The organism is Citrobacter sp. wls716 (assembly GCF_005280975.1).
Taxonomy (GTDB): Bacteria; Pseudomonadota; Gammaproteobacteria; order Enterobacterales; family Enterobacteriaceae; genus Citrobacter; species Citrobacter youngae.
Window position 1 is genome coordinate 130159 of record NZ_SZWX01000039.1, and the last position, 13440, is coordinate 143598.

General features: G+C 51.6%; 14 protein-coding genes. 7 read left to right on the top strand and 7 right to left on the bottom strand.

Features of this window, described 5'->3' with window-relative positions; genetic code table 11:
* Positions 1 to 124: 124 nt before the first annotated feature.
* The 7 genes from phsA to FDX24_RS15465 all read left to right on the top strand — a co-directional run bounded on the left by phsA (position 125) and on the right by FDX24_RS15465 (position 7410).
* The gene (gene phsA / locus FDX24_RS15435) at positions 125 to 2398 is read left to right on the top strand and encodes a thiosulfate reductase PhsA (protein ID WP_137364572.1); all 2274 of its coding nucleotides are present in this window, start codon (positions 125 to 127) and stop codon (positions 2396 to 2398) included.
* Positions 2399 to 2412: 14 nt separating this feature from the next.
* Positions 2413 to 2991, top strand: coding sequence for a thiosulfate reductase electron transport protein PhsB (gene phsB / locus FDX24_RS15440; RefSeq protein WP_005128061.1), 579 nt, complete (start codon positions 2413 to 2415; stop codon positions 2989 to 2991).
* Positions 2988 to 3755 carry a thiosulfate reductase cytochrome B subunit gene (gene phsC / locus FDX24_RS15445; RefSeq protein WP_137364573.1) on the top strand — a complete coding sequence of 256 codons (768 nt, stop codon included), beginning with the start codon at positions 2988 to 2990 and terminating at the stop codon, positions 3753 to 3755. The genes phsB and phsC overlap by 4 nt, the downstream gene beginning before the upstream one ends.
* Before the next feature lie 150 nt (positions 3756 to 3905).
* A complete protein-coding gene (dacD, locus tag FDX24_RS15450; protein WP_105242165.1) occupies positions 3906 to 5078 on the top strand; it encodes a serine-type D-Ala-D-Ala carboxypeptidase DacD in 1173 nt (390 codons plus the stop codon).
* 124 nt (positions 5079 to 5202) lie between these two features.
* Positions 5203 to 5670, top strand: coding sequence for a DNA gyrase inhibitor SbmC (sbmC, locus tag FDX24_RS15455; protein WP_005128054.1), 468 nt, complete (start codon positions 5203 to 5205; stop codon positions 5668 to 5670).
* A gap of 107 nt (positions 5671 to 5777) precedes the next feature.
* A complete protein-coding gene (locus FDX24_RS15460; RefSeq protein WP_137364574.1) occupies positions 5778 to 6836 on the top strand; it encodes an FUSC family protein in 1059 nt (352 codons plus the stop codon).
* Positions 6837 to 7074: 238 nt separating this feature from the next.
* The gene (locus FDX24_RS15465; protein WP_005128046.1) at positions 7075 to 7410 is read left to right on the top strand and encodes a DUF496 family protein; all 336 of its coding nucleotides are present in this window, start codon (positions 7075 to 7077) and stop codon (positions 7408 to 7410) included.
* Positions 7411 to 7449: 39 nt separating this feature from the next.
* Here FDX24_RS15465 and FDX24_RS15470 read toward each other — a convergent pair whose 3' ends face one another.
* The 7 genes from FDX24_RS15470 to FDX24_RS15500 all read right to left on the bottom strand — a co-directional run bounded on the left by FDX24_RS15470 (position 7450) and on the right by FDX24_RS15500 (position 13436).
* Positions 7450 to 8316 carry an L-threonine kinase gene (locus FDX24_RS15470; RefSeq protein WP_101741447.1) on the bottom strand — a complete coding sequence of 289 codons (867 nt, stop codon included), beginning with the start codon at positions 8314 to 8316 and terminating at the stop codon, positions 7450 to 7452.
* 92 nt (positions 8317 to 8408) lie between these two features.
* The gene (locus FDX24_RS15475; protein WP_061067704.1) at positions 8409 to 9623 is read right to left on the bottom strand and encodes an acetate/propionate family kinase; all 1215 of its coding nucleotides are present in this window, start codon (positions 9621 to 9623) and stop codon (positions 8409 to 8411) included.
* A complete protein-coding gene (pduV, locus tag FDX24_RS15480; protein WP_061067705.1) occupies positions 9608 to 10060 on the bottom strand; it encodes a propanediol utilization protein PduV in 453 nt (150 codons plus the stop codon). The genes FDX24_RS15475 and pduV overlap by 16 nt, the downstream gene beginning before the upstream one ends.
* Before the next feature lie 4 nt (positions 10061 to 10064).
* Entirely contained in the window at positions 10065 to 10415 is a 351-nt protein-coding gene (gene pduU / locus FDX24_RS15485; protein ID WP_048212006.1) for a propanediol utilization microcompartment protein PduU, read from the bottom strand.
* The gene (pduT, locus tag FDX24_RS15490) at positions 10415 to 10969 is read right to left on the bottom strand and encodes a propanediol utilization microcompartment protein PduT (protein ID WP_116360219.1); all 555 of its coding nucleotides are present in this window, start codon (positions 10967 to 10969) and stop codon (positions 10415 to 10417) included. The genes pduU and pduT overlap by 1 nt, the downstream gene beginning before the upstream one ends.
* 2 nt (positions 10970 to 10971) lie before the next feature.
* A complete protein-coding gene (gene pduS, locus FDX24_RS15495; protein ID WP_121584488.1) occupies positions 10972 to 12327 on the bottom strand; it encodes a cobalamin reductase PduS in 1356 nt (451 codons plus the stop codon).
* Positions 12324 to 13436, bottom strand: coding sequence for a 1-propanol dehydrogenase PduQ (locus FDX24_RS15500; protein WP_137364575.1), 1113 nt, complete (start codon positions 13434 to 13436; stop codon positions 12324 to 12326). Before FDX24_RS15500 ends, pduS begins: the two co-directional genes overlap by 4 nt.
* Positions 13437 to 13440 lie beyond the last annotated feature (4 nt).

A 13440-nucleotide genomic window follows, 5' to 3' on the forward strand; every position in this document is an offset into this window, starting at 1 on the left:
ATAAACAATGAGTTTTATTCTTGCCAGTTAACGGAATTTCATTGTAATGAAATGTGAGTAAGGTTAAAAATTAATAATTTAAAGGCCATATAATCATTGGATATATCTAATAACAGGAGGTTATATGAGCATTAGTCGGCGTAATTTTTTGCGGGGTGTGGGTATTGGCTGCTCGGCCTGTGCAATAGGCAGTTTCCCCCCTGGCGCACTGGCGCGAAATTCACCAGAGAGTATTAAAGGGAAAACATCCCTGACGCCGAGTCTGTGTGAAATGTGTTCCTTTCGCTGTCCAATTCAGGCTCAGGTGATTAATAATAAAACGGTTTTTATCCAGGGAAACCCTAATGCCCCTCAGCAAGGCACGCGCGTTTGTGCTCGTGGGGGCAGCGGTGTTAGCCTGATAAACGACCCGCACCGGATTGTTAAACCAATGAAACGCTCCGGGCCGCGTGGCAGTGGCGAATGGCAGGTCATTAGCTGGCAACAGGCGTATAAAGAAATTGCCGAAAAGATGGCGGCAATAAAAAATCAATATGGGCCGCAGGGCGTTGTATTCTCCTCTAAATCTGGCTCGCTTTCCGGCCATTTATTTCATTTGGCGACGGCTTTTGGCTCACCAAATACCTTTACGCACGCTTCAACTTGTCCAGCAGGTAAAGCCATTGCCGCCAAAGTGATGATGGGTGGGGATTTAGCAATGGATATCGCCAATACCCGCTATATGGTCTCTTTTGGACATAACCTGTATGAAGGGATTGAGGTTGCTGATACTCATGAACTGATGACCGCACAAGAGAAGGGCGCGAAGATGGTCAGCTTCGACCCCCGGCTGTCGGTATTTTCCAGTAAGGCGGATGAATGGCATGCGATTAAACCGGGGGGCGACTTACCGGTGCTGATGGCGATGTGCCACGTCATGATTACTGAAAAATTGTATGACGCGGGATTCGTTGAACGCTACACAACAGGTTTTGACCAACTGGCAGAGGCAGTACAAGAGGCCACGCCGGAATGGGCACAAAAGTTGGCCGACGTGCCTGCGGATGTCATTACCCGGGTGACTCGAGAAATGGCGGCCTGCGCCCCCCATGCGATTGTCAGCCCTGGTCACCGTGCGACTTTTTCGCAGGAAGAGATCGACATGCGGCGCATGATTTTCACCCTCAACGTGCTGCTGGGAAATATTGAGCGTGAAGGCGGCATGTACCAGAAAAAAGCCGCTGCAACCTACAATAAGCTGGCAGGAGAGAAGGTGGCTCCGGTGCTGGCGAAACCGGATGCCAAACTCCCTAAGCCAACGGCGCAGCGTATTGACCTGGTCGCGCCGCAATTCAAATACATCGCTGCGGGCGGTGGGGTGGTGCAGAGCATTATCGATGCTGTGTTAAACCAGACGCCTTATCCGGTGAAAGGATGGATTATGTCCCGGCATAACCCTTTTCAAACCGTGACCTGTCGGCCGGATCTGGTCAAAACCGTTGAGCAGTTGGATCTGGTGGTGAGCTGCGATGTCTATTTAAGCGAAAGCGCGGCCTATGCCGATTACCTGTTACCTGAATGCACCTATCTCGAACGCGATGAAGAAGTCTCTGATATGTCGGGGCTGAATCCGGCCTATGCGCTGCGCCAGCAGGTCGTTGAGCCTATCGGTGATGCGCGCCCAAGCTGGCAAATCTGGAAAGAGCTGGGTGAGCAATTGGGTCTTGGGCAGTACTATCCGTGGCAAGATATGCAAGTACGCCAGTTGTATCAGCTCAATGGTGACCATGCGTTATCTGCTGAACTGCGCCAGAAAGGGTATCGGGAGTGGGGCGTTCCACTGTTACTCCGTGAGCCTGAATCGGTACGCCAGTTTACTGCGCAGTATCCGGGAGCAGTGGCCGTTGACAATGACGGTACGTATGGCGAACAACTGCGCTTCAAATCCCCATCCGGAAAGATCGAACTTTATTCCGAAGAACTGGAAACTCTCCTGCCGGGCTATGGTATTCCGCGTGCACGCAATTTTGCGCTCAAGGCCGACAATGAACTCTATTTCATTCAAGGCAAAGTCGCAGTTCACACCAATGGCGCGACGCAATATGTCCCATTACTCAGCGAACTGATGTGGGATAACGCGGTGTGGATCCACCCGAAAACGGCTGGAGAAAAAGGGATTAAAAGCGGCGATGACATCTGGCTTGAAAATGCGACGGGTAAGGAGAAAGGCAAAGCGCTGGTCACTGCCGGTATTCGACCCGACACGCTGTTCGTCTATATGGGATTCGGCGCCAAGGCTGGCGCGAAAACCGCGGCGACAACGCATGGGATCCACTGTGGCAACCTGCTTCCGCATGTAACCAGTCCGGTATCCGGCACAGTGGTCCATACCGCTGGCGTTACGCTTCGTCGGGCATGAGAAAGGAGAACATCATGAATCAGTCAACAAATCCGTATGTCATGCTGCATGACGAGAAACGCTGTATTGGTTGTCAGGCGTGCACAGTTGCCTGCAAAGTTCTGAATGATGTGCCAGAAGGTTTTAGCCGGCTGCAGGTGCAGATCCGCTCACCGGAAAACGAACCTGAGGTGCTGTCTCACTTTCAGTTTGTCCGCGTCTCCTGCCAGCACTGCGAAGATGCGCCTTGTGTCAGCGTCTGTCCGACTGGCGCTTCGTTTCGGGACGAAAACGGCATTGTGCAGGTGGACAAGTCCCGCTGTATTGGCTGTGATTATTGCGTAGCTGCCTGTCCGTTCCATGTGCGCTACCTGAACCCACAAACAGGAATTGCAGATAAATGTAACTTTTGCGCAGACACCCGTCTGGACGCTGGACAATCGCCTGCCTGTGTTTCCGTATGCCCTACGGATGCGCTGAAGTTTGGTCGCCGTGATGACCCTGAAATTCAGCACTGGATTCTTCAAAAAGAGGTTTACCGTCAGCAGGATACGCGTAGCGGCGCGGTGAGTATTTTTCGGCGTAAAGAGATTCATCAGGAGGGAAAAGTATGAATTCTATCTGGGGAGCAGAGCTTAACTATGCGCCAGACTACTGGCCGCTGTGGCTCATTTATGCCGGCGTAGTCATTCTGTTGATGATTGCCGGTCTGGTGATGCATGCACTGCTGCGTCGAATGCTGGCACCCAAAACGGCAGCCGGAGAAGAGCACCGTGACTATCTCTACTCATTGGCTGTCCGCCGTTGGCACTGGGGAAATGCGCTGCTTTTTATCCTGCTTCTGCTCAGCGGTTTGTTCGGCCATTTTTCTATCGGACCGGTAGCGCTGATGGTGCAGGTGCACACCTGGTGTGGATTCGCATTACTGGTTTTCTGGATTGGCTTCGTCATGATCAATGCCACCAGCGGCAACGGTAGTCACTATCGTGTGCAATTCAGCGGGTTGATAACGCGTTGCCTGCTGCAAACGCGTTTTTATCTGTATGGGATAATGAAAGGTGAGGCACATCCGTTTGCGGCAACAGCGGAGAATAAATTTAACCCCCTGCAACAGTTAGCCTATCTGGCCATCATGTATGCGTTGGTTCCGCTGTTAATCATTACCGGGTTGCTCTGTCTTTACCCGCAGATTATAGGCGCCGGGCTGGTGGTGCTGGTGCTGCATATGGTGTTGGCGATTGTTGGCATTCTGTTCATTTGTGCACATATTTACCTGTGCACATTGGGTGACACACCGGGGCAAATCTTTCGCAGCATGATTGACGGCTATCACCGTCATCGCAGCCATCATGCAGAAACAGCATCACATAAAGGCTAATCCTGCGCGTATTTTGCAGGGGAAGTCCGTCTGACTTTTTTCTTTAACAGCAAGAAAATGTGCCTTATGTCACATTTTCTTGCAATTTATCCATGTTTGTTCGGCAGAACTTCCGTAAAAAGAACGGCTATTTCTCCTGGTTATGAGGACATGCTGTTGAAACGCCGTTTGTTTATTGCCGCTTCGCTATTCGCGATAAGTTTTTCGTCCGCTTATGCGACTGATGTCGCCAGTTTTGCACCTCGGCCTCCCGCCATCAATGCTGGCGCGTGGGTGCTTATGGATTACACCACGGGCCAAACCCTGACCGCCGGTAATGAACACCAGCAACGCAACCCCGCCAGCCTGACCAAGTTAATGACCGGCTATGTTGTCGATCGCGCGATTGATAGCCATCGCATTAGCCCAACGGATATCGTCACTGTCGGACGTGACGCATGGGCGAAAGATAATCCGGTGTTTGTAGGCTCATCATTAATGTTCCTGAAAGAAGGCGATCGCGTGTCAGTACGCGATTTAAGTCGCGGCTTAATTGTTGATTCCGGCAATGACGCATGCGTCGCGCTGGCGGATTACATCGCGGGTGGACAGCCACAGTTTGTCGCGATGATGAACAGTTACGTTGAGAAGCTGAAGCTTAAAGATACACATTTCGAAACGGTGCATGGGCTGGACGCGCCAGGCCAGCATAGCTCGGCCTACGATCTGGCCGTGTTGTCCCGGGCGATTATTCACGGGGAACCTGAGTTCTACCACATGTACAGTGAGAAGAGTCTTACCTGGAATGGTATCACGCAGCAAAACCGTAACGGGCTGCTGTGGGATAAAACGATGAACATCGATGGCCTGAAGACCGGGCACACTTCCGGGGCAGGATTTAATCTGATCGCCTCCGCAGTTGATGGACAACGTCGCTTGATTGCCGTGGTCATGGGAGCCGAGAGCGCGAAAGGGCGCGAGGATCAGGCACGCAAACTGCTGCAGTGGGGGCAACAAAATTTTGATACGGTGCAGGTTTTGCGTAGCGGTAAGCAAGTCGGCGTCGAACGAATCTGGTATGGCGATAAAGAAAAAATTAGCCTCGGTACCGAGCAGGATTTCTGGATGGCGCTTCCTAAGGCTGAAGTCCAGAATATCAAAGCAAAATATGTTCTTGATAAGAAAGAATTGGTAGCGCCTATTGCCGCGCATCAACGCGTGGGGGAAATTGAACTCTATGACAGGGATAAGCTGGTGGCGCATTGGCCACTGGTCACCCTGGAATCGGTCAGTAAAGGCGGCGTATTTTCGCGTCTGAGCGATTACTTCCACCATAAGGTGTAATTTTTCACCCATGCTACTGACTGGCAAGAGTGCGAAACTGCTCACATAATAATCACTATTTCCTTGTGGCCGTAATATACAATAATTACACTGTATATAAATACAGTGTAATGACGGAGGTTATATGGAGTACGAGATAAAGCAGGTCGATAAACGCAGGATTGCTGGTTTCCATATGGTTGGACCGTGGGAGCAAACGGTTAAGCAGGGTTTTGAGCAGTTAGTCATGTGGGTGGATGACAAGCAGATAGTGCCGCTGGAATGGATCGCCGTTTATTACGACAACCCGGATGTTGTGCCTGCTGACAAACTGCGCTGCGATACTGTGGTTTCCGTCGCAGAGAATTTCGAGATCCCAGAGAACAGCGAAGGTGTGATACTGACTGAACTGGCCGGTGGTGAGTATGCTATTGCTGTTGCTCGTGTTGAAAATCATGACTTTGCGACGCCATGGTATCAATTTTTTAATCTTCTGCTGCAGGACGCAACATACCAGATAGCCGCCAAACCCTGTTTTGAGATTTATATGAATAATGGCATGGAAGACGGTTACTGGGACATCGAAATGTATGTGCCGGTACAGCCGAAGTAGCTGTTTTTTGTGTAAATCAGGATGAAAGTCCTGGTGATAACGATGATGTTTTCACTAAAAAAGCAGGTACAATTCTGTTCTTTGCTATTCCCTGACGGAGTGGATGAGTGCGTGCCGATAAGTCGCTGAGTCCTTTTGAAATTCGTTTGTATCGTCATTATCGTGTAGTGCACGGTATTCGCATTGCGCTGGCGTTTCTTCTTACTTTTCTGTTGGTTCGCCTGCTGGATATTCCTGAAGGTACGTGGCCTCTGATCACGCTGGTGGTGATTATGGGGCCTATTTCTTTTTGGGGTAACGTTGTTCCCAGGGCTTTTGAGCGTATAGGCGGAACGATCCTTGGGTCGGTGCTTGGGCTGGTTGCTCTGCGTCTCGAACTCCTGTCACTTCCGCTTATGCTGATATGGTGCGCAGTAGCGATGTTTCTCTGCGGCTGGCTGGCCTTAGGTAAAAAACCCTATCAGGCGTTGCTGATTGGTATAACGCTTGCCGTCGTCGTCGGGGCTCCTGCGGGTGACATGAATACAGCGTTGTGGCGCGGTGGCGACGTGATTCTGGGATCGTTACTGGCGATGCTGTTTACCGGCATCTGGCCGCAGCGGGCATTTATTCACTGGCGTATTCAACTGGCGCATTGTGTAACGGGGTACAATCGGGTGTATCAGGCCGCGCTCTCCCCCAATTTGCTCGAGCAGCCCCGACTGGAGAAGCATTTACAACAACTACTGAGTGACGTTGTCAAAATGCGTGGACTCATCGTTCCTGCCAGTAAAGAGACCCACATCCAAAAATCCATCTTTGAAGCTATTCAGACGGTTAACCGCAACCTGGTGTGCATGCTTGAGCTGCAAATCAACGCGCTGTGGGCGACACGTACCAGTCACTTTGTGATGCTGAACGCGCATACCTTGCGTGAAACTCAGCTCAGAACGCAACAAGCGCTACTGACGATCACTCATGCGCTATATGAAGGTAATCCGCAGCCGATACTTGTCAATACGGAAAAGCTCAATGACACCGTGGCGGAGTTGCGCCAACTCATCGCTGAGCATAAAGGCGATAATGTTGCTGAAACACCTATTCATGGCTATGTCTGGTTGAATATGGAGATGGCACGGCAACTGGAATTGCTCTCACATTTGATTTGTCGCGCGCTGCGCAAATAAAGAGCAGATAAGGGGATTGGTTCTACTGCTGCTTCGATTCAGCAAAGATTAAGGGTATGATACTGAAAAAGGCTAAAACCATTGGTAACTACAATGGCTTTACCCTCGATAATTCAGGTTTCAGCCATGCATTATCAATGCAGATGCAACTTGAAGTATGGCGGGCATGAAAGTAATGTTGACCCACTTTAGCCGTTGTTTTAACGAATCCGAATCTCACATTATCAGGGGTGTAAAAATGGAAACTACCAAGCCTTCTTTCCAGGACGTGCTGGAATTTGTTCGTCTGTTCCGTCGTAAAAACAAACTGCAACGTGAAATCCAGGACGTTGAGAAAAAGATCCGTGACAACCAGAAACGCGTCCTGTTGCTGGACAACCTGAGCGACTACATCAAGCCGGGCATGAGCGTTGATGCTATCCAGGGTATCATCGCCAGCATGAAAAGCGACTATGAAGATCGTGTAGATGATTACATCATCAAGAATGCAGAGATCTCTAAAGAGCGTCGTGATATCTCTAAAAAGCTGAAAGCCATGGGTGAAGTGAAAAACGGCGAAGCGAAAGCAGAGTAACGTTTTATGGCAGTAGGGGGCGCTGCTAAGCGGCGACCCCTACTGTAGTTTTACCCCGCCTGTTACCATCCGCAATAAATGCTGCTCAGGCCAGTGAGTTGTCAGTTTTTTCTGTGCCAGCATCCATTTGATGTAATCAACATCATGACGTTTTCTGTCCAGCATCAGACCCACCACGCTGCCGCTGTGCGCAACATTCACTCCGTATAAATCGCACTCTTCTACCAGCGCCAATAGCGAATCGAAATCCGGTTTTGGCAACAACATTTGGCTGGCGATTGCGCTAAGCGTGGCGGCCTCCCCCATCCGATAGGGATTTTGGCTAATACAGGCTTCCTGTACTTTTTCCCATGCGCGTTTAAGCGCGGGAGCACCGGCCTGTAACCCGGGCTGGCGCGGAATGCGGTGATAATCTGCGGTACGTAATGTTTCCGGGCTTTCCAGAACCAACAGGTCAAGCTGGGGCTGCGCTTCACAGGGAATTTGCGTAGAGGCGTCGTTATGATCGAAAAGGGTTAACTGGTGGAAAACGGTGCTGTCGGTAGGTTCAAGAGAAACGCAAAGCTGTGCCAGTGTAGGTTCATCAAGCTGATGACCCAGAAAATGAGCGGTGGCAAGCGCGGTGGCGGCAATATCTGCGGTGCTACTGGCCATTCCTTTCGCAATGGGAATCGTTGACTGGATATCTATACGAATATCCTGACTGATATGCGCCGGGTAGTGCCAGTGCTGCAATAACCGGTCAACCATCGCTCGCGAGAGTGGGCGTTCATCCACTTGTGGTGAACCCGAACTGACCTCAACGGTGCTATACCATTCAACCGGGCAGGAGACCAGCTTCTCACTGCCCAGAATCCAGCCCTGGATAAGTTCCCCGCACGATGCAGGACATTGCGCAATAGCCACGTCTTCACCTTTGTGATCAGCAATCCTCGGCGCATAGTGTCATGGCGATCGCGCTATTACCATGATTTGCCGCAATTTGCGGTGCGGCAGAATTAAGCAGGAATGCCCAATGTCACAGTTTCTGATATCGCTATACGCATAACATCCTGCGCGATCATCAACTCTTCATTGGTATTTATAACGGCCACTTTGACCAGCGCAGTTTCAGTTTGAATGAAGGTTGCGTTGCGCTGATTTTTTTCATCATCAACAGCCAGACCTAAGAAATTCAGATTGTGGCAAATCGCAGCGCGTGCTCGGGCTGAGTTTTCACCAATTCCACCCGTAAATACCAAAGCATCCAGACCGCCCATCTGCATAATATAACTGCCTATTGTGGCACGAATTCGCTCTGCAAACAGCGTAAGTGCGAGAGCAGCCTGTGAGTCGCCTTCGTCTGCGGCGCGTTCAACGTCACGATAGTCTGATGAGATACCGGAAACCCCAAGTAATCCTGATTCATTGTTGAGGAGCTGGTTAAGTTGCTGCGGTGTTTTGCCTTCGCGCAGGGCAATCCACGGCAAAATTGACGGGTCAATATCTCCGCTGCGCGTACCCATCATCACGCCAGACTGTGGCGTAAAGCCCATTGAGGTATTCACCGATTTTCCGCCCTTGATAGCACAGATGCTGCTGCCATTACCAAGATGACAACATACGACGCGCAGTGCGCTGAGCGGGACGCCCAGCTTTTCAGCCAACGCGGTACTGACGTATTTGTGGCTGGTACCATGAAAACCGTAACGCCGAATTCCCAGCTCTGAGTAATAGCGCCAGGGTAGAGGATAAATAAAAGAAGGCTCAGCCAGCGTCTGATGAAAAGCAGTGTCAAAAACTGCGACGGCAGGTGCTTCGGGTAATAACTGACGAAAAACTGCGATCCCCAGCGCATTAACCGGGTTATGTAGCGGTGCCAGTTCTGCAAGACGCTCGATTTCGGCCAGTGTTTCATCGTTGACGAGGGCTGAGTCTTTAAAGGACTCACCACCATGTGCGACGCGATGACCGACGCCATCGATCTCTTCCAGACTTTTGATGATGTTCAGGCTAAGCAGTTTTTCCAGTAACAGAGTTACTGCTTCACGGTGATCGGCAACGGGTAACGTCTGCCGCCATTTCTGTACGGGTGTTTTAAGCGTGACCTGCGCGTCAGACATCCCGATGCGTTCAATCAGCCCCTGGCAGATCATTTCACCCTGCGGCATCGCCAGTAACTGAAACTTAAGCGAGGAGCTCCCCGCGTTAATGGCCATTATTTTGTGAGACATGACGGTTCCTTTGCATTCAGAAAAATGAACATCTCATCGACCCCGGTATTCTCCAGCGCGCTGGTGACAAACACGTTCTGCGCCCCAGCCTGCACCAACCAGCTTTCTATGAGTGAAATCTTCTGAGGGTTAGCTAAATCGGCTTTGGTGACGAGGCCGATAACAGGTCTGTTCATTGGACCCGTAAAACCTGGAGAAAAAGGTGACCATGGGGCGTCGGCATTCAGTACCAGAGCGATAATGTCGGCTTCACAAGCGCTGGCCAGCAGCGCACTGTACAGGCAGCGGTTCTCAAGATATTCACCCGGCGTGTCTATTGTCGTTGGCGACCAGACAATCGCCTGAGTTTTCTGGTAATGAAGTGCTTCTCCACGCAAACATTGTGTGAGCGATGTTTTACCGCACTGGCTGGGGCCAATTAGCATGATGCGTTTCATGTGGTTACGTCCGGGTAATAGGGCATGCAGTAAAACGCATCATTTCGCCAAGCGTTCTGGTTACCTGTTTCAGCGCGTACTCAACGGCGGAAACATCGCCCGTCAGTACTACTGCACCGGTAAAACGATCGAGAAAACCAATCTCTACCGCCCCGGACTTTGTGGCGATATCACAGGCGATAATTGAGGCTTCACTGGGCGTAATGGTTAAAATACCAATGGCCGAGACTGAATCCTGCAACCCCAGTTTTTTGAATAAATCCTTACCTGGATTAGCAATAAGGTGCGCCAGCGTGACCTGCTTGCCGGGTACGTATTCCTGGATCATGCGATCCGTCGGCGGTTGTCTGTCCATTATCCTTCCACCATTTGTCGCCACATGCTTTCATGTGGGCGAGGGATGACCGAGCGATAAACCAGCAGACCTTTTTCACCCGCGCTTTCGCTGGCAACCGTCACGGCGTTATTCACATCAGACACGTCGCCTGCGACAACCATGTAGCACTTGCCGCCTATACCAAATGCCATATGGACGCGTACCAGCGTGACGTTGGAGGCTTTAACCGCACGGTCGGCGGCGCAGATGCAGGCCGCAACGCTCCATGTTTCAACAATGCCTACGGCCTGGCGCTGATCCACGCTGTTTAATCCACTAATCGCAGGAAGTACGCTGGCGTGAATGTTAGGCAGTACCAGACTGTCAACGAGCATATCGCCAGCAAGAGAGGTGCCGGTGGTAATCGCCTGCTGAACTGCACCTACGTCACCGCCGAGCATGAGCAGAAATTTTCCCGGGCAGATGGTTTTGCTTACCAGCAAATTCACATTCGCGCTTTTTAACATGGCATCACCAGCTTCCATTCCTTTGGCAATGCTGGTGAGTTCTAAAATCCCTATAGCCTGAGACATGATTAACCTCTTATTACCGTGATGGATTGTTCAGTAATTTCGCTGACAATACCGTCAATACTGGCGTGGACAGGTGCGCCTAATGCTCCGGACGGCACATCGGCGACGCATTGACCGCGAACAACGCGTTCGCCTTGCTGTACGCATGGAATGGCGCTGGCACCAATATGCTGGCGTAGCAACAGCGTCGTTTTATCTGTGGGATAATCAGTCTCAGCCAGTGGCGCGTCGTGATACCAGTCGTTAAGACCCAGTTTGGTGATAAGGCGCTTAACCGGGATCAGCCGGTACTTGGCCATTTCATCCTCAGGATTTAGCGGCCCTTCATATCGATGGTTGAGCGCCCGCAGCTCGCGTTTAAGCATGCGGTTGATGCGCATCGGTGAAATCCCTACCGGACAAGCCACACTTTCACAGACATTGCATTCTGAACAGGTCAGGGCCGTGAGCAGCAACTGCGGCGTGGCTGCCTGCTGATAATTAACCGCGCGAACCAGCAGGTGCGGTGATAACTCGTGGCCAATCAAGTGCCTTGGGCATAAGTCCGTACACAAACGGCACTGTTCGCAAACGGTTTTCGCGACGGAAAGCACGGTGCGTTCATCCTGCATCCGCCGCTGAATCAACGCATGAGACTTAGGCAAAACCAGCAGGCCTCCGGTGGTCTTGCTCACAGGGGTATCCAGAGAGGTAATCAGGCCGCCCATCATCGGACCACCGTTAATAAAGCCGGGGTCATCAACGGTTGCGCCTCCGGCCAGTGCCAAAACGTCGCGTAAAGACATGCCGACAGGGACGGTGAGGGTGATTGGTCTGGCGACCGCACCGTTGACGGTCAGAGTACGACGGGTAACGGGGTACTGTTGTTCTACCGCTCTGGCGATGTTGAGCACGGTCTGGACGTTATTGACCACCACGCCGACGCTGACTGGCAGCGCAGCAGGTGGAACTCTCCGGCCTGTTGCCATCCAGATGGTCAGCACCTCATCACCAGCCGGATAAACATCGGGTAAAATATGTAAGCGGATGCCGGCAGGCAGAAGGGGCGTTAACGCATTGATAGCCTTCTGGTATTTCTCTTTGAGCGCAATAATACCGTCACTGGCGCCGGTAGCCGTCATAGCGTATTGAACGCCGCGGATAAGTCGCTCAGCCTGGACGGCCATCAATTGCTGGTCAACTTTCAGCATCGGCTCGCATTCTGCGGCGTTCACCAGAAACGTATCAACCTGCGCCTGGAGTTTAACGTGTGCAGGAAATCCCGCACCACCGGCCCCAACCACGCCTGCTGCACGCACGCGATCGCGTATCATTTGTGCGTCATAAAGAACATGTTCTGCCGTCATGGCTGTCTTCATAATAATTCCTCAAGCAGTTCCTGAATGGCACTGGCATCGGCTACGCGGGGATTGGTTTGCAACGTGACATCAGCCAGTGCGGCCTGAACCATCGACGGTATACGTTGCGACCAGGTATGCTTCTCGTCTTTCAGTGCATCAATAAATGCAGGCAATGCGCACTGTTCTTTGAGTAGTTCGATATGATGAATCAGCGCATTCAGCGCCGCCGTATCGTTCGCGTTATCCGGGCATAAGTGGCAGGCTTTAGCGAAACGGGCATAGCGCTTTGCGGCCCGGGGATCGCGGGCATTAAAATGAATGACATGGGTCAGCAGCAGCGCATTGGCGAGTCCGTGGGGCAGATGAAACTGGCCGCCCAACTGATGGGCAATCGCATGATTGATACCCAGTCCAGCCTGACTAAATGCCATTCCGGCGAGCGTTGACGCGTTGTGCATTTTTCCTCTGGTTGCCAGGCAGTCGCCTTTACTGACGGCGACAGGCAGGTACTGGAAGACGATTTGTGCCGCTTTCTCAGCCAGTGCGTCGGTAAAGTCGCTGGCCTTCGTAGACACGTAAGCTTCCAGCGCGTGTGTTAACACATCCATGCCGGTATTCGCAGTGATGGCTGGCGGTACGCTGACGACCAGCGTCGGATCGAGGATGGCCATGTCCGGGTAAAGCGCATTATTGAATAATGGATACTTAATGCCTTTGTCCGGATCGCTAATCACGCAGGCGCTGGTCACCTCCGATCCCGTACCGCTGGTGGTAGGGATCGCGACACAGGTTTCAATTTCGATACCGAACTGTCGGCTAAACCAGACGATGGCTTTTGCGGCGTCAAGTGCGGAGCCACCGCCGAAACCAATCACCACATCCGGTTGCAGGGATTGCATTTGTGCAATCCCTTGAACTACCGTACCAATGGTTGGATCGGGTGTGATATCACTGAAAATGCTGATGCGATTATCCGCGGGCAGCGTATTTCGCAGCTTTTCAATCAAGGGAGAACGCGCGAGAAAACCATCGCAGATAACCCAGATGTGCTTATTTTTGAAGCGCTTGAGCACATCCAGACTTCCCTGGCCGCTGTACAATCGAGTTTGCAGTGAAAAGCTTTTCATAACG